This window comes from Palleronia salina, from assembly GCF_900141995.1.
Lineage (GTDB): Bacteria > Pseudomonadota > Alphaproteobacteria > Rhodobacterales > Rhodobacteraceae > Palleronia > Palleronia salina.
In genome coordinates this window covers 13,979-39,668 of sequence record NZ_FQZA01000008.1, presented here as the reverse complement: position 1 = coordinate 39,668, position 25,690 = coordinate 13,979, and the positions used below count along the sequence as shown (strand labels likewise).

32 protein-coding genes are annotated in these 25,690 nt (G+C 68.2%); 16 read left to right on the top strand and 16 right to left on the bottom strand.

The features are described from left to right. Positions 1-176: 176 nt before the first annotated feature. From rpsD to BUB76_RS18300, 3 genes are all read right to left on the bottom strand, one after another. Positions 177-797, bottom strand: coding sequence for a 30S ribosomal protein S4 (gene rpsD / locus BUB76_RS11890; RefSeq protein ID WP_073129011.1), 621 nt, complete (start codon positions 795-797; stop codon positions 177-179). 110 nt (positions 798-907) lie between these two features. Continuing rightward, complete coding sequence (locus tag BUB76_RS11885; RefSeq protein ID WP_308417677.1) at positions 908-1,633, bottom strand: Hint domain-containing protein; 726 nt, start codon at positions 1,631-1,633, stop codon at positions 908-910. A gap of 32 nt (positions 1,634-1,665) precedes the next feature. Next, positions 1,666-1,833, bottom strand: a complete 168-nt coding sequence (locus BUB76_RS18300) for a hypothetical protein (protein ID WP_308417676.1) — start codon at positions 1,831-1,833, stop codon at positions 1,666-1,668. A 396-nt stretch (positions 1,834-2,229) separates the two neighbouring features. Between BUB76_RS18300 and panC the strand changes: the two genes are divergently transcribed. The 3 genes from panC (at position 2,230) to BUB76_RS11870 (ending at position 4,483) form a co-directional block, all read left to right on the top strand. Next, on the top strand, positions 2,230-3,075 hold the full coding sequence (gene panC, locus BUB76_RS11880) for a pantoate--beta-alanine ligase (protein ID WP_073129009.1): 846 nt from the start codon (positions 2,230-2,232) through the stop codon (positions 3,073-3,075). Further along, a complete protein-coding gene (gene panB / locus BUB76_RS11875) occupies positions 3,072-3,905 on the top strand; it encodes a 3-methyl-2-oxobutanoate hydroxymethyltransferase (RefSeq protein ID WP_073129008.1) in 834 nt (277 codons plus the stop codon). Before panC ends, panB begins: the two co-directional genes overlap by 4 nt. Before the next feature lie 62 nt (positions 3,906-3,967). Beyond that, positions 3,968-4,483: a hypothetical protein gene (locus BUB76_RS11870; RefSeq protein ID WP_073129007.1), complete on the top strand. Its 516-nt coding sequence runs from the start codon at positions 3,968-3,970 to the stop codon at positions 4,481-4,483. A 25-nt stretch (positions 4,484-4,508) separates the two neighbouring features. On the opposite strand, the gene BUB76_RS11865 is transcribed toward BUB76_RS11870, so the two are convergent. Beyond that, complete coding sequence (locus BUB76_RS11865; protein WP_236737911.1) at positions 4,509-6,221, bottom strand: alpha-glucosidase; 1,713 nt, start codon at positions 6,219-6,221, stop codon at positions 4,509-4,511. A 293-nt stretch (positions 6,222-6,514) separates the two neighbouring features. On the opposite strand from BUB76_RS11865, the gene BUB76_RS11860 reads away from it, so the two are divergent. Next, the gene (locus tag BUB76_RS11860) at positions 6,515-7,246 is read left to right on the top strand and encodes a PAS domain-containing protein (RefSeq protein ID WP_073129006.1); all 732 of its coding nucleotides are present in this window, start codon (positions 6,515-6,517) and stop codon (positions 7,244-7,246) included. On the opposite strand, the gene BUB76_RS11855 is transcribed toward BUB76_RS11860, so the two are convergent. Continuing rightward, a complete protein-coding gene (locus BUB76_RS11855) occupies positions 7,243-8,229 on the bottom strand; it encodes a 2-hydroxyacid dehydrogenase (RefSeq protein ID WP_073129005.1) in 987 nt (328 codons plus the stop codon). The genes BUB76_RS11860 and BUB76_RS11855 overlap by 4 nt on opposite strands. Positions 8,230-8,447: 218 nt before the next feature. Here BUB76_RS11855 and BUB76_RS11850 point away from each other — a divergent pair, with 218 nt between their 5' ends. Together BUB76_RS11850 and BUB76_RS11845 are read left to right on the top strand one after the other, a co-directional pair. Next, a complete protein-coding gene (locus BUB76_RS11850; protein ID WP_139250869.1) occupies positions 8,448-8,915 on the top strand; it encodes an SH3 domain-containing protein in 468 nt (155 codons plus the stop codon). 82 nt (positions 8,916-8,997) lie between these two features. After that, positions 8,998-9,873: a cation diffusion facilitator family transporter gene (locus tag BUB76_RS11845; protein ID WP_236737910.1), complete on the top strand. Its 876-nt coding sequence runs from the start codon at positions 8,998-9,000 to the stop codon at positions 9,871-9,873. Positions 9,874-9,902: 29 nt separating this feature from the next. Here the strand turns inward: BUB76_RS11845 and BUB76_RS11840 are convergent, their stop codons facing one another. Together BUB76_RS11840 and BUB76_RS11835 are read right to left on the bottom strand one after the other, a co-directional pair. After that, positions 9,903-10,139 carry a DUF1150 family protein gene (locus BUB76_RS11840; RefSeq protein WP_073129002.1) on the bottom strand — a complete coding sequence of 79 codons (237 nt, stop codon included), beginning with the start codon at positions 10,137-10,139 and terminating at the stop codon, positions 9,903-9,905. Further along, entirely contained in the window at positions 10,136-10,594 is a 459-nt protein-coding gene (locus BUB76_RS11835; RefSeq protein WP_073129001.1) for an Hsp20 family protein, read from the bottom strand. The genes BUB76_RS11840 and BUB76_RS11835 overlap by 4 nt, the downstream gene beginning before the upstream one ends. A gap of 136 nt (positions 10,595-10,730) precedes the next feature. Between BUB76_RS11835 and BUB76_RS11830 the strand changes: the two genes are divergently transcribed. The 3 genes from BUB76_RS11830 (at position 10,731) to BUB76_RS11820 (ending at position 12,700) form a co-directional block, all read left to right on the top strand. Beyond that, on the top strand, positions 10,731-10,964 hold the full coding sequence (locus BUB76_RS11830) for a YdcH family protein (RefSeq protein WP_073129000.1): 234 nt from the start codon (positions 10,731-10,733) through the stop codon (positions 10,962-10,964). Between the two features lie 193 nt (positions 10,965-11,157). Beyond that, positions 11,158-11,643, top strand: a complete 486-nt coding sequence (gene purE, locus BUB76_RS11825) for a 5-(carboxyamino)imidazole ribonucleotide mutase (protein ID WP_073128999.1) — start codon at positions 11,158-11,160, stop codon at positions 11,641-11,643. Next, positions 11,636-12,700, top strand: coding sequence for a 5-(carboxyamino)imidazole ribonucleotide synthase (locus tag BUB76_RS11820; protein WP_073128998.1), 1,065 nt, complete (start codon positions 11,636-11,638; stop codon positions 12,698-12,700). The genes purE and BUB76_RS11820 overlap by 8 nt, the downstream gene beginning before the upstream one ends. Positions 12,701-12,713: 13 nt before the next feature. Here BUB76_RS11820 and BUB76_RS11815 read toward each other — a convergent pair whose 3' ends face one another. The 4 genes from BUB76_RS11815 to BUB76_RS11800 form a co-directional block, all read right to left on the bottom strand. Further along, positions 12,714-13,412 (bottom strand): alpha/beta fold hydrolase, encoded by a 699-nt coding sequence (locus BUB76_RS11815; protein WP_073129111.1) that lies wholly within the window; start codon positions 13,410-13,412, stop codon positions 12,714-12,716. 74 nt (positions 13,413-13,486) lie between these two features. After that, positions 13,487-14,323 (bottom strand): DMT family transporter, encoded by an 837-nt coding sequence (locus BUB76_RS11810; RefSeq protein WP_073128997.1) that lies wholly within the window; start codon positions 14,321-14,323, stop codon positions 13,487-13,489. A gap of 162 nt (positions 14,324-14,485) precedes the next feature. Further along, the gene (groL, locus tag BUB76_RS11805; protein WP_073128996.1) at positions 14,486-16,129 is read right to left on the bottom strand and encodes a chaperonin GroEL; all 1,644 of its coding nucleotides are present in this window, start codon (positions 16,127-16,129) and stop codon (positions 14,486-14,488) included. Positions 16,130-16,182: 53 nt separating this feature from the next. Next, a complete protein-coding gene (locus tag BUB76_RS11800) occupies positions 16,183-16,470 on the bottom strand; it encodes a co-chaperone GroES (protein WP_073128995.1) in 288 nt (95 codons plus the stop codon). Between the two features lie 288 nt (positions 16,471-16,758). Here BUB76_RS11800 and BUB76_RS11795 point away from each other — a divergent pair, with 288 nt between their 5' ends. Beyond that, the gene (locus BUB76_RS11795) at positions 16,759-17,160 is read left to right on the top strand and encodes a hypothetical protein (protein ID WP_073128994.1); all 402 of its coding nucleotides are present in this window, start codon (positions 16,759-16,761) and stop codon (positions 17,158-17,160) included. An 18-nt stretch (positions 17,161-17,178) separates the two neighbouring features. Here BUB76_RS11795 and BUB76_RS11790 read toward each other — a convergent pair whose 3' ends face one another. The 3 genes from BUB76_RS11790 to BUB76_RS11780 are packed head-to-tail and all read right to left on the bottom strand — an operon-like array spanning position 17,179 to position 19,029. Next, positions 17,179-17,451, bottom strand: a complete 273-nt coding sequence (locus BUB76_RS11790; protein WP_073128993.1) for an NfeD family protein — start codon at positions 17,449-17,451, stop codon at positions 17,179-17,181. Then, positions 17,451-18,344, bottom strand: coding sequence for an SPFH domain-containing protein (locus BUB76_RS11785; RefSeq protein WP_073128992.1), 894 nt, complete (start codon positions 18,342-18,344; stop codon positions 17,451-17,453). The genes BUB76_RS11790 and BUB76_RS11785 overlap by 1 nt, the downstream gene beginning before the upstream one ends. 25 nt (positions 18,345-18,369) lie before the next feature. After that, the gene (locus BUB76_RS11780) at positions 18,370-19,029 is read right to left on the bottom strand and encodes a DUF2161 domain-containing phosphodiesterase (protein WP_073128991.1); all 660 of its coding nucleotides are present in this window, start codon (positions 19,027-19,029) and stop codon (positions 18,370-18,372) included. Between the two features lie 120 nt (positions 19,030-19,149). Here BUB76_RS11780 and BUB76_RS11775 point away from each other — a divergent pair, with 120 nt between their 5' ends. From BUB76_RS11775 to BUB76_RS11750, 6 genes are all read left to right on the top strand, one after another. After that, positions 19,150-20,073, top strand: a complete 924-nt coding sequence (locus BUB76_RS11775; protein ID WP_073128990.1) for a manganese-dependent inorganic pyrophosphatase — start codon at positions 19,150-19,152, stop codon at positions 20,071-20,073. A gap of 164 nt (positions 20,074-20,237) precedes the next feature. Beyond that, the gene (locus BUB76_RS11770; RefSeq protein ID WP_073128989.1) at positions 20,238-21,116 is read left to right on the top strand and encodes a TIGR01459 family HAD-type hydrolase; all 879 of its coding nucleotides are present in this window, start codon (positions 20,238-20,240) and stop codon (positions 21,114-21,116) included. A 157-nt stretch (positions 21,117-21,273) separates the two neighbouring features. Further along, the gene (locus tag BUB76_RS11765) at positions 21,274-21,714 is read left to right on the top strand and encodes a MaoC family dehydratase (RefSeq protein WP_073128988.1); all 441 of its coding nucleotides are present in this window, start codon (positions 21,274-21,276) and stop codon (positions 21,712-21,714) included. Positions 21,715-21,790: 76 nt separating this feature from the next. After that, the gene (locus BUB76_RS11760; RefSeq protein WP_073128987.1) at positions 21,791-22,723 is read left to right on the top strand and encodes a bifunctional riboflavin kinase/FAD synthetase; all 933 of its coding nucleotides are present in this window, start codon (positions 21,791-21,793) and stop codon (positions 22,721-22,723) included. Next, positions 22,720-23,190, top strand: coding sequence for a YcgN family cysteine cluster protein (locus tag BUB76_RS11755; protein ID WP_073128986.1), 471 nt, complete (start codon positions 22,720-22,722; stop codon positions 23,188-23,190). The genes BUB76_RS11760 and BUB76_RS11755 overlap by 4 nt, the downstream gene beginning before the upstream one ends. Continuing rightward, a complete protein-coding gene (locus BUB76_RS11750; protein ID WP_073128985.1) occupies positions 23,190-24,233 on the top strand; it encodes a threonine aldolase family protein in 1,044 nt (347 codons plus the stop codon). The genes BUB76_RS11755 and BUB76_RS11750 overlap by 1 nt, the downstream gene beginning before the upstream one ends. A 7-nt stretch (positions 24,234-24,240) precedes the next feature. On the opposite strand, the gene BUB76_RS11745 is transcribed toward BUB76_RS11750, so the two are convergent. Both BUB76_RS11745 and BUB76_RS11740 read right to left on the bottom strand, forming a co-directional pair. Next, positions 24,241-25,044: an alpha/beta fold hydrolase gene (locus BUB76_RS11745; protein ID WP_073128984.1), complete on the bottom strand. Its 804-nt coding sequence runs from the start codon at positions 25,042-25,044 to the stop codon at positions 24,241-24,243. Further along, complete coding sequence (locus tag BUB76_RS11740; protein WP_073128983.1) at positions 25,041-25,637, bottom strand: 2-hydroxychromene-2-carboxylate isomerase; 597 nt, start codon at positions 25,635-25,637, stop codon at positions 25,041-25,043. The genes BUB76_RS11745 and BUB76_RS11740 overlap by 4 nt, the downstream gene beginning before the upstream one ends. Positions 25,638-25,690: the final 53 nt, after the last annotated feature.

Genomic DNA, 25,690 nt, shown 5'->3' with positions numbered 1-25,690 from the left:
AATTGAGTTTTTGGGAAACAGTGAGGCCCCGCCGGGACCCTGCGGCTGACCGCCGGCTGGCGGTGCCGGCGCGAAGGTTCCCCGGTGCCTCGTCCCGGAACACGCGGCGCGCTGGCGGACACGAAAAGGGCCGCCCCGGCGGGACGGCCCTTGGAAATTCTTCGGTCTTCGCGCCCTTAGTTCTGGGCGTAGAATTCGATGACCAGGTTCGGTTCCATCTGCACCGGGTAGGGCACATCGCCCAGGCTGGGCACGCGGGTGAAGGTGGCGGTCATCTTCGAGTGATCCACGTCCAGGTAGTCGGGAACGTCACGCTCGGGCAGGCCGGCGGCTTCCAGCACCGAGGCGAGCTGCTTCGACTTCTGGCGCACCTCGACCACGTCGCCTTCCTTGACGCGGTAGGAGGGGATGTTCACGCGCTTGCCGTTCACCAGCACGTGACCGTGGTTCACGAACTGGCGCGCGGCGAAGACGGTCGCCACGAACTTGGCGCGGTAGACGACGGCGTCCAGGCGCTGCTCCAGCAGGCCGATGAGGATCTCACCGGTGTCGCCGCGGCGACGCTCGGCTTCGGCATAGATGCGGCGGAACTGCTTCTCGGTCAGGTCGCCGTAATAGCCCTTGAGCTTCTGCTTGGCGCGCAGCTGGATGCCGAAGTCGGACATCTTGCCCTTGCGGCGCTGGCCGTGCTGGCCGGGGCCGTATTCGCGGCGGTTCACCGGCGACTTGGGGCGACCCCAGATGTTTTCGCCCATGCGGCGGTCGATCTTGTACTTGGCAGACGTGCGTTTGGTCACGGCTGATCTCCTTTTGTCATGTCAAAAGGGCGTTGTCCTTTGCCTTGGGAGCATTCCCGCCGCCGACAGGCATCCCCTTGCGGGGGCCACCAACACCAATGAGCGGCGGCTTATACGCGCCCTGCGGACAGTGTCAATGCGTCCGACCGGGCGCCTTGCAGAAGGATCGCGGCCTCGGCCGGACCCAGCGTGCGGCGGGCCAGATCGCCGTAGCTTTCGGGGTTGGCGGGAAGTCCCGGAACGGCCCGTTCCAGCGCAACCCGGTCAGCGGGCGCCAGCGCGTCGAGATCCGCGTCGGCGGGGTGAAAGCTCTCGGACGCGATCCCGTTGGCGAAGATCACCTGGTGGCGCTCCATCAGAATGTGGACATAGCGCACCGACCGCGAGGAATGGTCGACCAGGATCGTCCGGTCGTTCACCAGGTCGCGCGCGGCGACCAGGACCTCGGGCGTGTTGAACAAGTCGCGCGCCGCCTGCCCGCCCACAAGGATGCGGTGCCGGGGCGACACCAGCAGGTCGCCATCGGGCATCCCATCTGCCATGGCGTGGGCGCGCAGTCGGACCGGGCGCAGGTGCGGCGCGGCCGCCAGCCGCGCGCCCGACAGGGTCGTCTCGCCGATCCACAGGATCTCCTGCGCCCCGTCGTCGCGGGTCATGATCCGGTCGCCCACACACAGGTCTTCGACCGGACGGTATCCATCCGGCGTCAGCAACGGCGTTCCGGAGGTAAAGCAGATCACCCGTGGATCGGGTCGCATCAGGCGCGACGGGGACGGTTCCGGCGCACGGACGACCCAGAGATCGCGGCCGCGCGGCGGCAGGGAACCCTGCGCCATCAGAAGCGGCTGAGCCGCAAGCGCCGTTTCTATCAGGGCGAGACGCCAGACCTGGCGTCCGTCAGTGACCGTGAAGGCACGGTCGGGGTCGAGATGCGCCGCCTCGGGGTCCAGTGGTTCACCGATATCGACAGCCGCGCGCCGCAGCATGCGATGCGCAGCTCGCGCCGCGCGCCGCCCGAGATCAGCTTGTCCTTCATGGCCCCTGAGGACCAGTATATGGTTCGTGTCGTCAACGCACACCGCCTCGCCGGTCCATGACCAGCATGCTCCGGCCAAAAGCGCCGTGGGTGGCGGCGCTCGAAGCCCGTCGAGTTCCGTTTGCGACCAAGCGATGACGAACGTGCCCTTGGCTATCGTCACGTTCCGGCCTGCCTCTGTCTTTTCCGCGCTTTTTGCGCGTGTTATCCGGTGACCTTAACACGGGCCACGTCAGCCGGTGCCATTGTCATTTGACATTGCGGCAGCCTGTGGCCGGCGCCCCACAATCGCCTTTGGCGTGCGAGGCTTTCCCCCTTGGACCCGCGGGGGCCTCCGGGCTATCTGCGGGATCGAGGGCAGCCCCGAAGCGGGGCACCCGACCGGGGGGAGTTGCGATGGACATATGCGAGACGAAGACGAGCCTGCGCAGCTTTCGCGCGGCATTGCCCGGCAAGGTGGGGCTGGTGCCGACCATGGGCGCGCTCCACGAGGGGCACCTGAGCCTGGTGCGCCGCGCCCGGGCCGAGAACGACCACGTGATCGCCACCATCTTCGTGAATCCCACGCAGTTCGGACCCAACGAGGATCTCGACACCTATCCCCGCGCGGCCGAGGCTGACCTTGCGCTCTTGCGGGCCGAGGGCGTCGATGCCGTCTTCACCCCCGCCCCGGCCGAGATGTACCACCCCGACGCGCAGACCGTCGTCGAGACCACGCAGCTGGCGAAGATCCTGATCGGTCGCCTGCGGCCCGGCCATTTCCGGGGCGTGGCTACGGTGGTCACCAAGCTGTTCAATATCTGCCAGCCCGACGCCGCCTATTTCGGCGAGAAGGACTACCAGCAGTTGCAGGTGATCCGCACCATGGTGCGCGACCTCGACATCCCCGTGCGCATCGAAGGCGTGCCCACCATGCGCGAGGCCGACGGGCTGGCCATGTCGTCGCGCAACCTGCGCCTGACGCCCGAGGCGCGGGCCGCGGCCCCTGCCCTGCATGCCGCGCTGTCGGCCGTCCAGGGACGACCCGGCCTGTCGGTGGGGCGGATGCGCAAGCTTCTGCGCGAGATCCTGGAGCGGGCCGAAGGCGCCGAGATCGCATCCATCGATATCCGCGACGCCGCGACCCTGGCCCCCGTGACCGGCACGCCCGATACGCCGGTCGTGGTGCTTCTGGCCGTTCGCTTCGGTCCCGTGCTACTGATCGACAACCGCGTCATAGCCCCCGTGAAGGACCGCCCATGAGCTCAGAGCCGCAAAAGCCCGTCCGCCGCATCACCGCGCCGCAGATCGCCGCCCGCAAGGCGGGCGAGCCCATCGTGTCGCTGACCTCGTACCACGCGCACACCGCGGCGATCGTGGACAAGCACGCCGATTTCATCCTGGTGGGCGACAGCCTGGGGATGGTGATGCACGGGATGGAGACCACCGTGGGCGTGCCCATGGACCTGATGATCATGCATGGACGCGCCGTGGTGCGCGGCACCCAGCGGGCGCTGATCGTCGTCGACATGCCCTTCGGCAGCTACGAGGAAAGCCCCAACGTGGCCTTCCGCAACGCCGCCACGATCATGAAGGAAACCCAGTGCGGCGCGGTCAAGCTGGAAGGCGGCGCGCGCATGGCCGAGACCATCCACTTCCTCACCCAGCGCGGCATCCCGGTGATGGCCCATATCGGCCTGACCCCGCAATCCAGCCACACGCTGGGCGGCTTCAAGACGCAAGGCCGGGACGAGGACAGCTGGCCCCTCCACATCCAGGACGCCAAGGCGGTGGCCGAGGCCGGCGCCTTCGCCCTGGTCGTCGAGGGCGTGGTCGAGCCGCTGGCCGACCAGATCACCCGGGCCGTGGACATCCCGACCATCGGCATCGGCGCGTCGAAGAATTGCGACGGGCAGATCCTGGTGCTGGAGGACATGCTGGGCCTGGGCGACCGCCCGCCGAAATTCGTGAAGGTCTACGGCAACCTCGGCGCCGAGATCGAACGCGCTGTGTCGGCATACGCGGGCGAGGTGCGCGATCGCAGCTTCCCCACCGATGACCAGGTCTACAAGACCAAGCCGCCGCAGGGCTGATTGACCGGACGGCGACCGCACTAGGTCAACCAGGGCTAACGACTGATGACCCGGGAGGCCTTATGTATCGCCGTTCTTTCCTTGCCCTCGCTTCTGCCGCGACCCTGTCGGCCTGTGTGCCCGGCCCGCGCTCCAACCCGCTCAGCCGGGCCGAGGCACGCAACCTGCGCTTCAACGACATCACCGTGAACACCGGCGGCACCGCCTACCTCACGAACGCGGCGGGCGAATATCGCAACCAGCTGGCGCCCACGCTCGAAGCAGAGCTCAGGCAGGAATTCAGCGACCGGATCGGCGCCGACGGCACCGCGCAGATCATCGTGGACATCTCGCGCCTGAACCTCGCCGACAGCTTCCGCACCGCCACCGGCGGCGACCAGTCGCGGCTGACCGGATCGGTGCGGATCGTCACCGGCGGCGCAACGGTGGCGAGCTACCCGCTCGACGTGACGGCCGGCGAAGCCGCCGAGACGCGCACCGGCGTGCTGATCGGCGCCGCGATCAACTCTCGCGCGCGGTTCTTCCGCCGCCTGACCAACAGTTTCGCCGCCGAGACCTACCAGCTGGTCACCGCCTGATCCGCCAGCGGGCGCGGCCCTTACCCTAGCGCAACAGCGCAACGGCCTCCCACGGCTCGAGCGTGACGCGGCCTTGCAAGCCCCTTCGGGCCGCGTGGGTATGAACGACGGGCCGACCCGACCCGCACAGGGCGTCGGGCAGCTCCAGCGCCTGCGCCTCGCCCGTCAGGTTGATCAGGACCGCCAGCCGCCGTTCGTGCCACCCGCGGGTGAAGGCGAAGACGGCCGGATGATCCTCCAGGTAGGCCTGGAAGCCGCCGTGGATCAGCACCGGCAGCTCGCGGCGCAAGCCGATCAGGTGCCGATAGAAGGCGAACAAGCCGTCCGGGTCGGCCCGGTCGGCGGCGACGTGCACCTCGCGGCTGTTGGGGTTCAGCGGCATCCACGGCGTCCCGGCGGTGAAGCCGGCGCCCGGCCCCCCATCCCATTGCATCGGCGTCCGGGCGTTGTCGCGGCCGTTCAGGTTCACGCCCTCCATGAATTCGGCATGGGTCAGGCCATTCGCCATGAATCCCTCGTACTGGCCATGCGCCTCGAGGTCCTCAACATCGGCCAGCGACGCGGCGCGGGTGTTGATCATGCCGATCTCCTCGCCCTGGTAGACGAAGGGCGTGCCGCGCAGCAGGTGCAGCATCGCCGCCAGCGCCTTGCCGGACGCCACCCGTCCTACACCGTCGTCGCCGTAGCGCGAAATGTGGCGCGGCAGGTCGTGGTTCGACAGGAACAGCGCATCCCAGCCGTATTCGCGCAGGTGGGTCTGCCACGCCGTGATTTCGCGCTTCAGCATCAGGGGCGTGACCTCGCGCGGGCGGAACTTGTGGAATTGCGGGTCCCAGCCCAGCTTCACGTGGTCGAAGTGAAACATCATGGCCAGCGGCGTCGCGTCCGCGACGTATTGCAGGACGGTGTCGCGGCTGACGGCCCAGCTTTCGCCCACGGTCAGCAGGTCGCGCCCCTTCAGAACGCGGTCATGCATCTCGCCCAGCCGGTCCCAGATATGCGGCCCCTCGTCGAACAGGCCGCGATCCACGTCCTTGCCGATCAGGTCGATCACGTCCATGCGGAAGCCCGCGATGCCGCGGTCGATCCACCATTCCATCATGGACCAGATCCGGTCGCGCAGGTCGGGGTTGTCCCAGTTCAGGTCGGGCTGACCGGGGCTGAACAGGTGCAGGTACCACCGGTCGACCGCCGCGACATAGGTCCAGGCCGGGCCACCGAAGATCGCGCGCTTGTCGGTGGGCGGCAGTCCGCCCGGTCGCCCTTCGCGCCAGACGAACAGGTCATGCTCGGGCGCGTCGCGCGATGCGGCAGCCGCCTTGAACCAGGCGTGCTCGTCCGAGCAGTGGTTGACCACCAGGTCCATGACGATGCCGATGCCGCGGTCACGTGCCTCGGTCACCAACCGGTCGAAATCTTCCAGCGTGCCGTATTCGTGGTGAATCGCCTGGTAGTCGCTGATGTCGTAGCCGTTGTCGCGCTGGGGCGAGGCATAGACGGGGCTGAGCCAGATGAAACCGACCCCGAGATCGGCCAGGTGGTCCAGCCGCGAGATGATGCCGGGGATGTCGCCGACCCCGTCGCCGTCACTGTCGCAGAAACTGCGCGGGTAGATCTGGTAGCCGACCGCGCTCTTCCACCACGGTGACGCAACGTCATTTCGTGCGCCTGCGGCGGTTGCCAGCGCGTCATTCGGCCCGCTGGCGCCGTGGGTCTTCGCTCGCTCGCCGGTGGTCACTGCTTCTGGCCCCTCAAGATATTTCGGTTTTCTTATTAATCCGGAACGCCTTGCGGCATTGGCCGGAATCGCAAACCGACGGTGTGTCCCGCCCTGCCGGTCCACATGGATCACCTGCCGAAAAAGTCCCGTCGATCGGTGAACCTTCAAGGCGGCACCGGGGTCGATCGCCGCCGGAACCGTGGCCGAACGCGCCGACTTCCGACCTTCGCAGCGCTTTACGGGGAGGCTGCTACCTCTTTAGGTTGCACCGAGATTATGTATTGCCCAGTCGTTACCCGGGATTTCGAGTCATGACTTTTACCGAGATCGCGCATGCCCTCAAGCTGGCCGAAGCGCATCTGGCCGCTGCGCTGCGCGATTCAACATCGGCTCGCACCCATGCACGCCTGCTGCGCCGGGTGGCCGAGTTGACGGACGCCGCCGAAAGGCACGAGCCCGAGAGCACCGCCGAACTGCGCGACATGGTCGCCTTTTTCGTGCGCCGATCCAGCCGACAATACCAGGACGTGTCCGAGAGCCGTGATCTCGACATCGCGCTGAGACTGTCGAACCGGCTGAGCGCCCTCGACCTGCCACAACGGGCGGGACCGGCCGCCCAGGGGCGGCGCCGTCCGGCAAAGCTGGACTCTAGTGTCGCCGACCCGGACGAGCTGGCCTCGTTCCTGGCCGCCAGCACCGACCGCATGGTCGCCATCGGGCCCTCGGAACGCTACCTGGCGGTCAGCCCGGCCAATGCCCGGTTCCACGGCTCGACCCCGGCGCGCATGCTGGACTTGCACATCACCGAGATCATCGGGCTGTCCCGCTACGAGACGCGCGCCGCGCACGCGCTGCGTCGCAGTTTCGCCGGCGAGCCGCAGGTCTATGTCTACCCGCTTCCGGCGCCGGGTAACGGGCCGCGGCTGATCCGGTGCGAGATGGACCCGATCCGCGACCGCATGGACCAGGCCTATTGCACGCTGATGCGGATGACGGACATCACCGACGACGCGGCCGCTGCGCCCCAGCGGCCCGCGGCCTAAAGGACGCCCGGCACGACCTGGTCGGGCGGCCGGTGGCCGTCGGCGAAGGTCTTGATGTTCAGCAGCACCTTCTCGCCCATTTCAAGCCGCCCCTCGCGCGTGGCCGATCCCATATGCGGCAGAAGGACGACATTGGGCTGTTCGCGCAGCCGGGGGTTCACCTCGGTCCCGTGCTCGAACACGTCCAGTCCGGCGCCCGCGATGGCGCCCTGCTCCAACGCGCGGGCGAGCGCATTCTCGTCGATGACCTCGCCCCGCGAGGTGTTGACCACCACCGCCGAGGGCTTCAGCAGCGCGATGCGCCGGGCATTGAGCAGGTGGAAGGTGCTGGGCGTGTGCGGGCAGTTGATCGACAGCACGTCGATCCGGCTGAGCATGTGGTCGAAACTGTCGTGATAGGTCGCCTCGAGCGCCTCCTCGATGGGGGCGCGCAGGGGGGTGCGGTTATGGTAATGCACCGCCATGCCGAAGGCGCGGGCGCGCCGCGCCACCGCCTGGCCGATCCGCCCCATGCCGAGGATGCCAAGCCGCCGCCCGGCGATGCGCCCCCCGAGATAGGCATTGGGCGCCCAGCCCTCCCACGCGCCCTGCTGCATCACCGACAATCCCTCGGGGATGCGGCGGGTCACCGCCAGCAGCAGCGCCATGGTCATGTCGGCGGTGTCGTCGACGGTCACGCCGGGGGTGTTGGACACCAGGATGCCACGTTGCCGCGCGGTGGCGACGTCCACGTTGTCGACCCCTGCCCCGTAATGCGCGATCAGCTTCAGCCGCGGACCGGCGCGCGCCAGCAGCGGGCCGTCGATCCGGTCGGTGATCGTGGGAACAAGGACATCCGCATCGGCCACGGCGGCGGCCAGCTCGTCGCGCGTCATGGGGGCGTCGGTGTCGCGCAGGCGCACGTCGAACAGCTCGGACAGCCGCGACTCCACCGCCTCGGGCAACCGTCGCGTGACAACAACACTCAGGCGTCCATCTCCCATGCCCGTGGCCTCCGGCTTTCGTTCCGACGTCGTTTGGCGCAAACTGACCGCTAATGGGGCAAGGCACAAGCCGTAAGGCGGCCACCGAAGACCCCGGCAGGACGCGGAACCGTCCAAGGGCAATGGCAGCTCGAGCAGGCAGGCGAATGGCAGCGAAATCGGTGTGGGCGGCATGGGCCGTCGCGGTGCTTCTCCTGGTGGTCGTCACCGGGCAGGTCATGGCACAGAGCCCCCAGGGTCCCCTTCTGGGCGCGTCCGGCCGCGGGCCGGTGACGCAGTTGCCGATGCCGCGCTTCGTCTCGATGAAGGCGACCGAGGGCAACGTGCGCCGCGGCCCTTCGCTCAGCCACCGGATCGACTGGGTCTATCGCCGCAAGGACCTGCCCCTGATGATCGTGGCCGAGCATGGCCACTGGCGCCGGGTCCAGGATCGCGACGGCCAGGGCGGCTGGGTGCATTACTCGCTGCTGTCCGGGGTCCGCACGGTGCTGGTCGAGGCGGACGAGGCGCCCATGCTGCTGAAGCCCGCCGACGGGACCCCCGAGAACGCCCGCGCCCAGCGCGGCGTGGTCGCGCGCATCGACAGGTGCCTGCCCGAATGGTGCCGGATCCGCGCGGGCGGACATCGCGGCTGGGTGCGCAAGGCGCATCTGTGGGGCGTCGGCCCGAACGAGGTGATCGACTAGGCCCGTCGCGCTTGCCAGTCGGACCTGCCCTGCCCTAAACCCCGACGCCATGGCACGCCCGAGTCCCGACAGACTGAACCTGATGGCGACCGGCGCCTCCGTCTCGGTGGCGCTGATCCTCGTCGCGGCCAAGCTCTGGGCCTTCGGGACGACCGGATCGGTATCGGTGGCCGCGTCGCTGGCGGACTCGGGGCTCGACCTGATGGTGTCGCTCGGCGGGCTGGCGGCGGTGCGCTACGCCCAGCGCCCGCCGGACGATGACCACGCCTTCGGACACAGTTCGGCCGAGGACCTGGCCGCGCTGGGGCAGTCGGCCTTCATCCTGGTGTCGGCCGGGGCCATCGCCGCCGTGGCGCTGGGGCGGCTGTTCGCCGACACCGAAACGCCGATCGCGAATGCCGGCGGCGGGATCGCCGTGATGATCCTGTCGGTGGCGCTGACCGCGGCGCTGGTCGCGTTCCAGACATGGATCGCGCGCGAGACCGGCAACCGCGTCGTGCTGGCCGACCGGCTGCATTACCTGGGCGACCTGGTGCCGAACCTGGGCGCCCTGGCGGCGCTGGCGGCGGCGGCCCAGTTCGGGCTCTACGCGCTCGACAGCGTGATCGCGCTGGGGGCGGCGGCCATGCTGGCGATCGGCGCGCTGCGCATCGGCGTGGGGGCCTGGAACGCACTCATGGACCGGGCCGCGCCCACCCACATGATACGCGGGATCGAGACGCTGGCCGAGGACTGGCCGGGGATCGACGGCTTCCATGACCTCAAGACCCGGACGGCCGGCAGCCGGGTCTTCGTCAACCTGCACGTGGAGATCCGGGGCGACCTGCCCCTGACCGAGGCGCACGATATCGGCGCCGCACTGCGCCGGGCCATCGTCGAGCGCTATCCGAACGCCGACGTGATCATCCACAAGGATCCGGTGCGCACGAAAAAGGCCCCGGACGATGCCGGGGCCTGAAGCTTGCAATTAGCGATGACGTCAGCCGATCAGTGGACGCTGACCGGCGCCATGTCGTTCTGCCGCGCCACGGTGAACGCCAGCGAGCGGTCGGCCACAAGCGCCAGGCGGTCGCCGTCGGCGTTGTGAACGGCGTAGATCTCGTCCAGTTCGCCCGCCTGCTCGCGCAGTTCCTCGGGCAGGTCCGACACCGATACCGGGCGGACATAGACGATATTGTCCTCGGACGCGTTGTGATCGATCAGTCCGGCAAATTCTTCGGTCATTCTTCACCCTCCTTCTGGGTCCGACGGGACGCCTTGGTGCTGGACGCCCCCCCGATGGGGATAGTGCGGACGATGCTGTCCTGCGGCGCACGCTCCAGATCCAGGTGCAACAGCCCATGGCTGAGCTTGGCACCCGTCACGTCAACGCCGTCCGCCAGCACGAAGGTCCGTTGGAACTGCCGCGACGCGATGCCGCGATGCAGGAACACGCGATCGGCCTCGGGTTCGGACTGGCGTCCGCGCACCACCAGTTGCCGGTCCTCGACTGTGATGGACAGGTCGTCCTCGCCGAAGCCGGCCACGGCCAGCGATATGCGGTAGGCCCGCTCGCTCACCTGTTCGATGTTGTAAGGGGGATAGCCGCCGGCATCCGTCTTCGCCGTCCGCTCGACCAGCCGTTCCAGCTGCTCGAAGCCCAACAGGAAGGGATGCGATCCCAAAGCCATTTTCGTCATGCCACGTCCTTCGTAAAGCGATCGTGCCTGTGGTACGGCCCCGTGATCGGCGGCCGCTTGCCACGAGATATGGGGGCGGCGGGCGCGCTCGCAAGGGGCGCTTGCCCGGCCCGCGCAAATGGCGCACTCTGCACCCATGAACGGCCCGCCCCCGAAAAACCCCTTGCGCATGGACGAAGAGCAGGTGCTCCGCGTCCGGCTGGAAGTGCTCAAGCGCGAGCACCGGGACCTCGACGATTCTGTCCGCGCGCTGCAGGACAAGGGCACCGCCGACATGCTGACGCTGCAGCGGCTCAAGCGGCGCAAGCTCGCGCTGAAGGACCAGATCGCCGCGATCGAGGACCGCATCTTCCCCGACATCATCGCCTGATCGCCGCAACCGCGCGGAAGGTTGTAGCATCAGGGGCCCCTGCCCCGCCGACCCCGAAATATTTTGCGACCGGCAAGGCCGGGACGCACGCCATGGGCCGCCGAAGCCCTTGCCCCTTCATCTTTCCCGAAATACCTCGGGGATGCGGGGGCTGGCCCCCGTCCTGTTTGCCAGTTTGCGAGGACAGCGGCCCATGACACCACCCGTCGGCATCATCATGGGCAGCCAGTCCGACTGGCCCACCCTGCGCGAAGCGGCCGAGATCCTCGACGCGCTTCAGGTAGGATACGAGGCGCGCATCGTCTCGGCCCACCGCACGCCGGACCGGCTGTGGGACTATGGCCGCGGCGCCGTGGACCGCGGATTGCAGGTCATCATCGCGGGCGCCGGGGGGGCCGCGCACCTGCCCGGCATGATGGCGTCGAAGACCCGCCTGCCGGTGATCGGCGTGCCCGTGCAGACCCGCGCGCTGTCGGGGGTCGATTCGCTTTATTCCATCGTGCAGATGCCCAGGGGCTTTCCCGTGGCGACCATGGCGATCGGGGCCGCGGGCGCGGCCAATGCCGGGCTGATGGCGGCCGGTATTCTCGCGCTCGGCGATCCGGCCCTGGCCGAAAGGCTCGACGCCTGGCGCCGCGCACTGTCCGACTCGATCCCCGAGGAGCCGCAGGATGACTGACGCCCTTCCCCCCGGATCGACCATCGGCATCCTCGGCGGCGGCCAGCTGGGCCGGATGCTGTCGGTGGCCGCCAGCCGCCTCGGCTACAAGACCTGCATCTTCGAGCCGGCCGGCGACTGCCCCGCCTCGCACGTGGCGAATTTCCACCTGAAGGCCGGATACGACGACGCCGAGGCGCTGGCCCGTTTCGCCGAGGCCACGGATGTCATCACCTACGAGTTCGAGAACATCCCCACCGATGCGCTGGATATCCTCGAGCGGCATCGCCCCATCCGGCCCGGCCGCGAGGCCCTGCGCGTGAGCCAGGACCGGCTGGTCGAGAAGGACTGGCTGGCGGATCTGGGCCTGACCCCCGCCCCCTATGCCGACGTGCCGGACCGTGCCGCGCTGGACGATGCGCTCGCCCAGATCGGGACGCCCGCGATCCTGAAGACACGGCGCTTCGGCTATGACGGCAAGGGGCAGGCGCGGATCGACACCCCCGGCGACGCCGACGAGGCGCTGGACTCGATGAACGGCGCGCCCGCGGTTCTGGAAGGCTTCGTGGCGTTCCAGCGCGAGATCTCGGTCATCGCGGCGCGCGGGCTGGACGGCTCGGTCGCCTGCTACGATCCGGGCGAGAACCTGCACGAGGGCGGCATCCTGCGGCGCACCACCGTGCCCGCCGCCATTCCCCACGCGCTGGCCACCGACGCGGTGCTGCTGGCCGCGCGCATTCTCGGGGCGCTGGACTACGTGGGCGTCATGGGGATCGAGCTGTTCGTGACCGACAGCGGCCTCGTGGTGAACGAGATCGCCCCGCGGGTGCATAACTCGGGCCACTGGACCCAGAACGGCGCCACGGTCGACCAGTTCGAGCAGCACATCCGCGCCGTAGCCGGCCTGCCGCTGGGCGACGGAGGCCGCCACGGGGACATCGAGATGGAGAACCTGATCGGCGACTACGCGGACGCGCTGCCGGGGATCCTGGCGGACCCGGCCTCCGCGCTGCATCTCTACGGCAAGGCCGAAGCGCGCCCGGGCCGCAAGATGGGCCACGTGAACCGCCGCCGCTGAGGCCCGCCCGCCCCTACAGGTTCGACCGGTCGAACGAGCCGTCCTTCAGAAAGGCGATGACCTGCGCGATGACCAGGGGGTTCACCATCATGAAGGTGTGGGTGACCGGCAGCACGATGTGATCGTCCATGCCCGCGATGCGGGTGGACGCGACCGAGACCTTGCCGTCATCCGGTCCCTCGATCAGCGTCGAATAGAGGGGGTTCAGCGACCGGTCCCCAGCGATCACCCCCAGTTCGAACCGCGGCAGGTCCAGCCGGTTGGGATAGCTGCCCGCGCCCGTGCCCAGCTGCAGGCCCGCCTCGCCGTTGATCCACTCGAACGGCCCTAGCTCGCCGAAGACGTCCACCAGTTCGCTGCCCTGGTTGGGCGGCCCCAGCATCACGACGCGGCCCATCTTGGCCGGGCGATTGTCCTCCAGCCAGGCGCGCACCAGGATGCCGCCCATCGAGTGGGTCACGAAATGCACGCGCCGGTCGCCACAGGCGGCCACGGCTTTCGGCACGATACCGGACACGAGCGTCTCGATCGGGGCCTCGGTCGAAGGATACCCCGCGTTGACGGTGCCGTAGCCTTCCAGGCGCAGGGCCTCGGCCATGACCAGCATCGACGCGCTGGTCCGCGCCAGACCGTGCAGCAGCACCACGCATTCACCGTTGACCGCCCGTTGCACCGGCGACACCTTGCCTTGCGCCAGGCCGAGGGCTGGCATCAGGGCCACGAGGAGAATGATGATGAACCGCATGGGGGGCAGATAGGCGCGACGCCGCGCGATACCAGTGCGGATCAACCCCGCCGGCCCATCAGGCCCAGGGCAATCCCGCCGACCACCAGGCCCGACGCCACGACGAGCCGCGGACCCACGGGCTCGGACAGGATCAGCGCCCCGCCCAGCACGGCGATCACCGGCACGCTCAACTGCCACAGCGCGGCGCGGGTGGCGCCCAGTTGCGGCACCACCGCGTACCACAGCGCATAGCCCAGCCCCGACGTCACCGCCCCCGACACCAGGGCCAGCGCCACGCCGCCCGCGTCCAGCGACAGGGGCGCGGGACCCAGCGCCATCGCGACCAGAGCCAGCGGCACCGCCCCGAGAAACGCCGCCGCCGTGGCGGAAATCGGGTCCGACACGCCGCGCCCCAGCAGCGAATAGATTCCCCAGCCAATTGCGGCCGCCGCCATGGCGAGCCCGTGGATCAGCGAGACGCCCCCGCTCCCGCCCGGCCAGAACATCAGGGCAAGCCCCGCCAGCGCCAGCGCGGACCCGGCCCAGCGCCGCGCCGGAACCGTCTCGCCGGAGAGGATCGCGCCGGCGAACATGGTGACCTGCACCCCGCCGAACAGGATCAGCGCGCCGGCGCCCGCGTCGAGCCGACCGTAGGCGAGGGAAAACCCGATGACGTAGACGGCCAGCATGACCGCGCCCGGACCGCGCAGGCGCCGCAGCCAGTCGCCGCGCCGAAGCGCGGTGGCGATGACGCCCAGGACGACGGCGCCCGCCAGGACGCGCAGGGCGGCAAAGCTCAGCGCATCGTTGCCGCCGCCCAGCAAGGCGGCACGGTTCAGAACCGAATTGGCGGCGAAGGCCACCATGACCAGAAGGGTGAGAAGCGTCAGGCGCATGTCATCCCCTCACCGGTGCGGATGCCGCAGGGGCCCGGCACAACACGCTCGGTCATCACTGGTCTGCAAATACCTACTCCGACGCTCACAAAAAACGGGGGGCCCCGAAACCGAGGCCCCCCGCCCTGCAGATGCAGGCAAGATCTTCGATCCGAAGATCTCTTACATCATGCCGCCCATGCCGCCCATGTCGGGCATGCCGCCACCGGCACCGGCGCCTTCCTTCTGCGGCTTGTCGGCCACCATCGCTTCGGTGGTGATCAGCAGGCCGGCGATCGAGGCGGCGTCCTGAAGCGCGTGACGCACGACCTTCGCGGGGTCGATGACGCCGAACTTGAACATGTCGCCGTATTCCTCGGTCTGGGCGTTGAAGCCGAACTTCGGATCGTCCGATTCGCGGATCTTGCCCGCGACGACCGAGCCGTCGACGCCCGAGTTCTCGGCGATCTGGCGCAGCGGCGCTTCGAGCGCCTTGCGGACGATCGAGATGCCGATGTCCTGGTCGCCGTTCTCGCCCTTCAGGCCGTCGAGCGCCTTGGCACCCTGCACCAGGGCAACACCGCCGCCGACAACGACACCTTCCTGAACCGCGGCGCGGGTGGCGTTCAGCGCGTCATCGACGCGGTCCTTGCGCTCCTTCACCTCGACCTCGGTCATGCCGCCCACGCGGATGACGGCCACGCCGCCGGCCAGCTTGGCCACGCGCTCTTGCAGCTTCTCGCGGTCGTAGTCGCTGGTGGTTTCCTCGATCTGGGTGCGGATCTGGCTGACGCGCGCTTCGATCTCGGACTTCTCACCGGCACCGTCGACGATGGTGGTCTCGTCCTTGGTGATCGACACTTTCTTGGCGGTGCCAAGCATGTCCATGGTGACGTTTTCCAGCTTCATGCCCAGGTCTTCGCTGATGACCTGACCGCCGGTCAGGATCGCGATGTCCTGCAGCATGGCCTTGCGGCGATCGCCGAAGCCCGGCGCCTTCACGGCAGCGATCTTCAGGCCGCCACGCAGCTTGTTCACCACGAGGGTGGCCAGCGCTTCGCCTTCAACGTCCTCGGCGATGATCAGCAGGGGCTTTTGCGACTGGATGACCGACTCGAGCAGCGGGACCATGGGCTGCAGCGACGAGAGCTTCTTCTCGTGCAGCAGGATCATGCAGTCGTCCAGCTCGGTGATCATCTTGTCGGGGTTGGTCACGAAGTAGGGCGACAGGTAGCCGCGGTCGAACTGCATGCCTTCCACGACGTCGGTCTCGGTCTCGAGGCCCTTGTTCTCCTCGACGGTGATGACACCCTCGTTGCCGACCTTCTGCATCGCGTCGGCGATCTGGCGGCCGATCTCGCTCTCGCCGTTGGCCGAAATGGTGCCGACCTGGGCGACTTCGTCCGAGTTCTCGACCTTGCGGGCGGCGGCCTTGATGGACTCGACGACCTTGGCGGTGGCGAGGTCGATACCGCGCTTCAGGTCCATCGGGTTCATGCCGGCGGCGACCGACTTCATGCCTTCCTTGATGATGGCCTGGGCCAGCACGGTGGCGGTGGTGGTGCCGTCGCCGGCCTCGTCATTGGTGCGGGAAGCGACTTCCTTCACCATCTGGGCGCCCATGTTCTCGAACTTGTCCTCGAGTTCGATTTCCTTGGCGACCGACACACCGTCCTTGGTGATGCGGGGCGCGCCGAAGCTCTTCTCGATGACGACGTTGCGGCCCTTGGGGCCCAGCGTAACCTTGACCGCGTTGGCCAGGGTGTTCACGCCCTTGAGCATCTTGTCACGGGCGGAAGTGTCGAATTTGACGTCCTTGGCAGCCATGATGACTCCTCTCTGACTTTATCTGGGGTGGATAGATCGAAGAAACGGGTCGCTTAGGCGATGACGCCCAGGATGTCCGATTCCTTCATGATCAGCAGTTCTTCGCCGTCCAGCGTGATCTCGGTGCCCGACCACTTGCCGAACAGGATCTTGTCGCCTTGCTTGACGTCCATGGCGACGCGCTTGCCGTCCTCGTCACGGGCGCCGGCGCCCACGGACACGACTTCGCCCTCGGCGGGCTTTTCCTTGGCGCTGTCGGGGATGATCAGACCGCCCTTGGTCTTCTCGTCGCTTTCGACACGGCGGACCAGCACGCGGTCATGCAGGGGGGTAAATGCCATCTCTGAACGCTCCTCTGAGTTCATTGTTGTTCGCGTTGGCACTCACTAAGCTCGAGTGCTAACGGAGGCTGAGATAGGCACCGCGAGCGGCCCTGTCAACTGGATCGGAGTGCTGAAAATGCAGGGGCCAGCAATTGGGCCCGCAGGTAGGAAATCATTTGTTTTTCATGCCCTGCGCCCGGGTCTTCGCGTGCGATGGCCCAGAGGTGCAAGCCCGCACGCCATGTTTTTTCTTGCGCGGTCGCGGACCCACGCGAGAAACTGGAGAACCGAACCCGGGAGGCATCCATGAAACACCTGGCCGTCGCACTCTTCGCGCTGTGCCTCGCATCGCCGGTCGCCGCGCAGGACAGCTTTACCGTGACCTTCGACGCGGGGAATTACGGCACGATGATCGAGGGCGAGATCACCGGCACCGGCTACGCCGATTACCGCCTGAGCGCGGCTGGGGGGCAGACGATGTTCGCCGAACTGGAAGTGGCCGGGACCGACGGGCACGGCAGCGTGTATTTCAACATCCTGCCGCCCGGCAGCGACGACGTGGCGATCTTCATCGGCTCGACCGAGGGGCGCACGGCGCAACTGACCCTTCCCGAGGACGGGACCTATACCCTGCGCGTCTACCAGATGGGCAACGACCGCGACGCGGGCGCGACGAGCGCGTTCCGCGTGGACCTGTCGATCCAGTAGCGTGGCCGCGCCCGCCTGCTAGTCGTTGATGTCGGTATCCCAGCGCTTCACCTGTCCGCGCCGCACGCCAATGACCCGGCGCAGCGCAATCCACGCGACAAGCGACGCCGCCGCGAAGACCACGAGGGTGACGAAAACCGACCCGCCCAGCCAGCCGAGCCACAGCGCGCCGGCCACAACCAGCGCGCCCAGGGCAAAGCCCAGAAGGATGAAGGTCGGAATCACGAGCTCCAGCAGGGCCAGCAGACCGCCCGCCACGATCCAGACCCACCATTGGTCCCACAATCCCATCAGCCGCGCCCCTTCAGCAGCTTGAAGGCGTCGCCGAACGCCTCGAGCGCCTGCGCGGGCACGACGATCGTCTGTTTACCGGTCCCCTGCCCCAGCGCCTGCAGGGCCTCGACCTGTTTCAGCGCGACCTGGTACTGCGCGGCCTCGAGCCCATTCTGGGCGATGGCGGCGGCGACGACCTGGGTCGCATAGGCCTCGGCATCGGCCGACACGCGGCGGGCCTTGGCCTCCTGCTCGGCGGCGTAGAGCTCGGCATCGGCGGCCAGCTCAACGGCGCGTTTCTGGCCCTCGGCCTCGGTCACGGCAGCGCGGCGGGCGCGCTCGGCGTTCAGCTGTTGCAGCATGGCCGCGCGGGTGGCTTCGTCGAGATTGACGTCCAGCACCTCGGCGCGGGTGACCTCGATCCCCCAGTCGTCGACCATCATCTCGACCTGCTCGCGCACTTTGCCGATCAGCTCGGAGCGGTTGGACTGCACCTGGTCCAGCTCGATCTTGCCGATCTCGCTGCGCACGATGCCGGCCACCGTCGTCGCGATGGCGCCGTCCACGTCGCGGATGCGGTAGACGGTCTTCTCCGGCTCGGTGATGCGGTAGAAGACGCTGGTTTCGACCTTCACCAGCACGTTGTCGGCGGTGATCGCGTCCTGTTCGGCGTTGGGCAGCTGACGTTCCAGGATGCTGATCTTGTGGGCGACACGATCGAGGAAGGGGACGATCAGGTTGATCCCGGGACCCAGCACGCTGCGCAATCGTCCGAACCGCTCGATCACGAATTTCTGGCTCTGCGGGACGATCTTCACGCCCTTCAGAACGGTGACGACCAGCAAAACGGCGACGATCAGCAGGACCGCGTTCTCGCCGATCAGGGAAAGGAGAATGTCTTCGACGTTCACGGCTATTGTCCGATTTGTGAAATAATCATCCCTCTTTAGACGCCTCGGATGTCAGAAATATGGTATTTCTGCCATTCGGGCTGAGGTCGTAGAGACCTGTGCCAATCCGGTCGAACCAGCCGTGGTGGTTGTCCCGCATCATTCGCGTGGCCTGTTCGACCCCTGTTGCGCGTGCGACCGCGGCGCCCTTCGACGGGCCGTTTTCCGCCAGGAAATGCGCGCAAGCCAGCGCGTCCTGCCGGTAGGCGGTCATGAGGCCCTGCCGCGTTCCGCCACCGACATTGGGGTCCCCTTCCAGCCGCGCGAACTCGCGCAACAGCCGGCCCTTGCGCCTGGGCAGCTTGCGAGGGGTGAAAGGCGCCGGGTCGCAATGAACGCAGACCAGGTCACCGCGCACGGTGATCAGGCCCAGTCCCAGCCGACGGCACAGCCGCAGCTGAGCCTTGGGCACACCGCCCTTCTTCCAGGGCACCGCCAGGTATACCCAGTCGCTGATCGCCTGCCGGTCGACGCCCTGGTTCACCAGCGACAGCGTGAAGCCCAGCTTCATCTCGACCAGCACCGGATCCTCGCCGCCGCGGCAGGCCACCAGGTCGACGGCGCCGATCTCGCCCTTCACCTCGTAGCCCTGCGATTGCAGGAAGGCCTTCAGGGGCGGGTAGAGATCGGTCTCGCGCGTGGGCATGCACCCGGTCTAGCGCAGGCGCGGCGCGGGGGGAATCGCGGATCGGCCAAGGTCCCGTGACAAGGGGCACGCGGCCCCCTATACACGCGCCGCAAACGGCATTTCACAAGGGAAGACCCCATGAGCACCCTGGTTTTCGGCCACAAGGCCCCCGACACCGATTCGACCGGATCGCCCATCCTGTGGGCGTGGTACATGAACGAGGTCCTGGGTCATTCGGCCGAGGCGGTCCTGCTGGGCGAGCCCAACACCGAGGCCGCGTGGCTGCTGCAGAAATACGACCTGCCGAAGCCTCGGATCATCGACGACGTCGAGGACGGCCAGCGCGTGGTGATCGTCGACACCAACAACCCGGCCGAGCTTCCTGCAAATATCGCGAATGCCGATATCCGCCGCATCATCGACCACCACCGCCTGGTGGCCGGCCTGTCCACCAAGGGCCCCATCGACATCACGGTGAAGCCGCTGGCCTGCACCGCCACCATCATGCACGAACTGATGGGGGACGACGCCGCCAAGATGCCCGAATGGGCCAAGGGCACGATGCTGGCCTGCATCCTTTCGGACACGCTGGCCTTCCGCTCGCCCACCACGACCGAGACCGACAAGGCGCTGGCCGAGTCGCTGGCGTCGGACCTGGGCGTGCAGGTCGAGATCTTCGCCTCGGAGATGTTCGCGGCGAAGTCCGACGTGTCGGCCTTCTCGGATGCCGAATTGCTGCGCATGGACAGCAAGGAAGCCGAGATCGACGGCAAGACCTTCCGCGTGAGCGTGCTGGAAACCACGTCGCCCGACCAGGTCCTGTCGCGCAAGGACAGCCTGATGAGCGCCATGGAAACCGTGGCCAAGGAAGACGGCGTCGACCAGGTCCTGCTGTTCGTGGTCGATATCCTGAAAGAGGAAGCCACGATGCTCATCCCCAACGACATGGTGCGCAGCATGGCCGAGAAGAGCTTCTCGACCGTCTGCGGCGATGCCGATTACGTGGTCCTGCCCGGCATCATTTCGCGCAAGAAGCAGATCATGCCGAACCTCACGCTGTAACCCGGCCACGCATCACGACACGGACGAACCGGCGCGCGGGCCCTCCGCCGCCGGTTTTTTTTATGGGGCCCCGGCCTGTTGCCTCGTCCGGGCACCGCCCCCGCGCCTTCCCATTCCGCGCGCCGCGTGCCAAGGCTTGGCGCGACCGAGCAAGCGAGGCCCCCATGACCCAGATCATCACGTCCCTGTCGCAGATCCAAGACGATTACGACGCGCTGTTTTGCGACCTGTGGGGCTGCGTCCATGACGGGGTCCGGGCCCTGCCCGCCGCGGTGGCGGCGCTTCAGGCGTTCCGCGCCGCCGGTGGCACGGTCGTGTTGCTGACCAACGCGCCGCGCCCCCGCGCCTCGGTGGCCGAGCAGATCGCTGGCATGGGCGTGCCGGACGACGCGTGGGACACCATCGCCACCTCGGGCGACGCGGCGCGCAGCGCCATGTTCAGCGGTGCCGTGGGCTCCAAGGTGTATTTCATCGGCGAGGGCCGTGATCACCCGTTCTTCGAGCCGCTCAACATCGTGTCCGACCCCGTGGACATCAGCATGGTCCCGATGGACCAGGCCGACGGCGTGGTGGTCACCGGCCCGTTCGATCCCAACCAGCCGCCCGACGTCCTTCGGCCGCAACTGCTCGAGGCGAAGACGCGCGGGCTGAAGATGCTGAATGCGAACCCCGACATCGTCGTGGACCGGGGCGACCACCGGGAATACTGCGGCGGCGCGGTGGCGCAGCTTTACGAGCAGATGGGCGGCACGGTCCTGTCCTTCGGCAAGCCGCATCCGCCGGTCTACGACCTCGCCCGGCGCCGCCTGGCCGAGCTGGGCGACGGCGTGCCGGACGAGCGGATCCTGGCCGTGGGCGACGGCATCGCCACGGACGTGAAGGGCGCGCTGCTGGAGGAGTTGGACGTCCTGTTCGTCAGCGGCGGGCTGGCCGCGGCCGAGACCGAGACCGAGACGAAGACGGATCCCGATCCGGCCAAGCTGGAAAGCTACCTGAACGAGCACCAGATGAACCCGCCCTACACCATCGGCTACCTGCGCTGATCGGGGCGCCATCCCGGCATTTCAGACCTTTGTCCTGGTTCGGCAGCCCCGTGGGGGCTTGCCTTTTCGCATCCGCGGCGTAATTAAGTTGCGCAATGGACGTAAAGTGCGTTATTTGATTGCGCGCCCGATTTTAAATACGGAAGGGACCTTGGCCATGCTGGACCACACGACGATCAGCACGATCTTCATCGAGGACATGAAGGTGGGCCAGATGCGCGCGCTGGAGAAGAAGATCACCGACCGCGACATCGAACTGTTCGCCGAGGTGTCGACCGACAAGAACCCCGTGCACCTGGACGACGCCTATGCCGGCGGCACTATGTTCAAGGGGCGCATCGCACACGGAATGCTGACCGCGGCGCTGATCTCGGCCGTGGTGGGCGAACAACTGCCCGGTCACGGCACCGTCTACCTGCGGCAGAACATGGCGTTCCTCGCGCCCGTCCGCCCCGGCGATACCGTGCGGGCCGAGGTCGAGGTGCTGGAGATCGACCGCAAGCGCAATCGCGTGAAGCTCGCCACGCGCTGCCTGGTGGGCGAGACGCTGGTGCTGCGCGGCGACGCGCTGGTCATGGCACCGTCGCGCAAGGCCTGAGCAAGGGCCAAGCGGCGACGACCTGCGACCGGGCCGACCCTTGCGGTCGGCAGGCGCCGCCGCTATCCGCAGCCCTATGCGGATCCTTCGTGACATCGCCGCCATCCCCGACGACGCGCGCGGCGCCAGCGCCGCGATCGGCAATTTCGACGGGGTGCATCGCGGCCACCAGGCGGTCATGTCCATCGCCCGCGACCGCGCGCGCGACGCTGACGTGCCCTTCGGGATCGTCACGTTCGAGCCACACCCGCGCGAGGTCTTCGCGCCGGACGCCGACCCCTTCCGCCTGATGAACGCCGAGGCGCGGGCCCACCGGCTGGAAAAGCTGGGGGTCGATGTCCTGTATGAACTGCCCTTCGACGCGCGGATGATCGCCCGCACGCCCGAGGCATTCGCGCGCGAGGTGCTGTCGGACGGGCTCGGCCTTAGCCACGCGGTCACCGGCGCGGATTTTCGGTTCGGCAAGGGGCGTGCGGGCGATGGCGCGGCCCTGGAAGCCCTGGGCGCACAACTGGGCTTCGACGTGACGCTGGCCAGCCTGCTGCGCGAACAGGGCGACGGGATCTCGTCCACCCGCATCCGGCAGGCCCTGAGCGACGGCGATCCGCGCCTGGCCGCCACGATGCTGGGCCACCTGCACCGGATCGAAGGCCCCGTCCTGCACGGCGAGAAGCGCGGGCGCCAGCTGGGATACCCCACCGCCAACATGTCCATGGACGGGCTGCACCTGCCCCGTTTCGGCGTCTACGCGGTGACCGTCGACATCACCACCGGACCCGACCGGGGCAGCTATGGCGGCGTCGCGTCGCTGGGCGTGCGGCCCATGTTCGGTGTGAACACCCCCAATCTCGAAACCTTCCTGTTCGACTTCAAGGGCGACCTCTACGGCCAGCACCTGTCGGTGGGGCTGGTCGAGTTCCTGCGCGGCGAGGAACGCTTCGACGGGATCGAGGCCCTGATCGAGCAGATGGACCGCGACAGCGACCGCGCGCGGGCGGTGCTGGCATGAGCGATCCGATCCGCCGCAGCGTCGGGCGCCCCCGCTTCTGGGAACGCTACCCGCTGGACGAGCTGTCAAAGGCCGAGTGGGAGGCGCTCTGCGACGGCTGCGGCAAGTGCTGCCTCAACAAGCTCGAGGACGAGGACACGGGCGAGGTCGCCCTGACCCGCGTGGCCTGCCGCCTGTTCGACGACGCCACCTGCCGCTGCGCGCAATACGACATCCGTAAGCAGTTCGTGCCGGAATGCGTCGTCCTGACGCCCAAGACCCTGCCCGACGCTGCCTACTGGATGCCGCGCACCTGCGCCTACCGGCTGCTGCACGAGGGCAAGCCGCTTTACGACTGGCACCCGTTGATCTCGGGCGACCCGCAGTCGGTGCATGACGCCGGCGTGTCGGCCCAGCACATGACCGTGCCCGAGTTCGAGGTGCCCGAGGAAGACTGGGAAGACCACATCATCGAGGAGCCCACCTGATGCATTTCGCGTCCGACAATTCCGGCCCCGCGCATCCGAAGGTCATGCAGGCGCTGATGGACACCAATGACGGCTACCGCATGCCCTATGGCGCGGCTGGCGAGATGGCGGCGGTGCGCGACCGCATCCGCGAGGTGTTCGAAGCGCCCGAGGCGGCCGTCTACCTGGTCGCGACCGGATCGGCCTGCAACGCGCTGATCCTCGCGACGCTGTGCCAGCCGTGGCAGGCCGTCTTCTGCTCCGAGGTCGCCCATATCGAGGAGGACGAATGCGGCGCGCCCGAGTTCTTCACCGGCGGGGCGAAGCTGGCGCTGGTGGAGGCGCCCGACGCGATGATGACGCCCGAGGCCCTGCGCGCGCGCATCGACCGGACGGACCAGGGCGTGGTCCACGGCGTGCAGCGCGGCCCGGTCTCGCTGACCACGGTGACGGAACGCGGGACGGTCTATTCACTGGATCAACTGCGCGGGCTGGCGGGCGTCGCCAAGGACTACGACCTGCCGGTGCACCTGGACGGCGCGCGCTTCGCCAACGCGCTGGTGACCGCCAACCACAGCCCCGCCGACATGACCTGGCGCGCGGGGATCGACGCGGTCAGCCTCGGCGGCACCAAGAACGGCCTGCTTGGGGTCGAGGCGGCGGTCTTCTTCGACCCGGCCCACGCGTGGGAGTTCGAGCTGCGGCGCAAGCGGTCGGGGCACCTCTTCTCCAAGCACCGCTATCTCAGCGCGCAGATGCTGGCCTACCTGACGGATGACCTGTGGCTTGAAACCGCGCGCGCCGCGAACGCCGCCTGCGCGCGGCTGGTCGCGGGCCTGCGGGCGCTGGACCATGTCGCGCTGCGGCATCCGCCACAGGCCAACATGATCTACTGCGCGTTCCCGCGCGGGCTGCATCGCAAGGCGAAAGAGGCCGGCGCCCAGTTCTATTCGCTGGGCGCGCTCGACGGCGACGATGACGAGATGCTGGGCGCGCGGCTGGTCTGCGACTGGTCGGCCAGCGACGAGAACACCGACCGCTTCCTGGAAATCCTCGGCGCCTGAGGCCCGGCTAGCCGGCAGCCAGGTGGTCGCGGATCAGCGTGGCGACCGCTTCGGGATGGGTCAGGGGGGCCATGTGACCCGCGCCCGGCACCGTGACCGGCCGCGCCTGCGGCATCCGCGCGGACAGCGCGTCGTGGATCGCCGCGATGACCGGCGCGGCCCGTTCGCCCGCGACCAGCAACGTCGGTGCCTTGGCCCGCTCCAGCCAACCGGGATGCATCAAGCCGCCGCTGTCATGCTCGATCCCGTCGGACGCGGCCGGGATCAGGTGGATGCGGTCCACCATGGCCTGCCGCTGCGCCGCCGGGAGCTTGTCGAAGGCGCGGTCGTCGCCCCATTGCGCGGTGAACAGGCGCGTGGCCTCGACCCGGTCGCCCCGCGCCATCGCCTCGGCGAAGGGCTGGAAGCCGGCGCGATGCCTCGCGTGCGCCTCGGTCCCGCGGGCGGCGGCGAAGAACACCGGTTCGACCAGCACCACGCGGCGCACGAGGTCCGGCCGCTCCACCGCCAGTCGCAGGGCCACGGTCGCCCCGAAGGAATGACCGATGAGGTCGGTCGGCCCGTCGCAGAAGCTCTCGGCGATGCGTGTGGACAGGGCGTGGATGTCGCCATCGCGCTCGGACCAATCGCCCGAGCGCCCGTGCCCCGGCAGGTCGAACGCGATGGCCGTCACCTCCTGCGACAGGCGCTCGATCACCGGGGTCCACGCGCGGTGCGACGCCAGCGAGCAGTGCAGGAACAGCGCGCGCTGTGGCCCGCTGCCATACGTCTGGTGCGCGACCGGGAAGCCCGCGCGGGTGTCGTGGATCATGCCCGGCCCAGCGCCCAGTCCAGCTGGTCGAGCCTGTCCTGCCCCCAGAACCGCTGGTCGTCGTTGGTGATGTAGAACGGTGCGCCGAAGACGCCGGCGGCCACCGCGTCTTCGAGGTTGCGGGCATAGGTCTCGGCCCCGGTCAGCAACCCGCTATCGGCCAGCTTGGGGTCGAAGCCGTGGGCCGACAGCACGTCGCGGATCACGTCGTCCTCGGCGATGTTCTTCTCCTCGGCCCAGCAGGCCCGGCCGATGCCGTGCACCAGCCCGCCCAGGTCGCCGCCGCCCGCCGCCTGCGCCGCGATGATCGCGTAGGAAGAGGGCGCCGGGTTCGTGGGAAAGAAGGCCGGCTTCACGTTCAGGGGCAGGCCCGCCATGTCGGCGGTGCGGCGCAGGTCCTGAAGCCGGTATTCCTGGCGGTTCGGGTGCCGCTCGCCGGGGGGCGTGCCGCCGGTGCGCGAGAACAGCCCGAGGATGTCGAGCGGCTTGTAGGTGATCGTGTACCCATGCTTGTCCGCGATCTCCTCGAGCCGGGTTCCGGCGAGGTAGGTGAACGGGGAAATCGTGGCGAAATAGTAGTCAATCCGCGCCATTACGGGGCCTCGCTGTCCGGGTAGGTTTGCCGCAGCCTAGGCCCGTGCTAGGC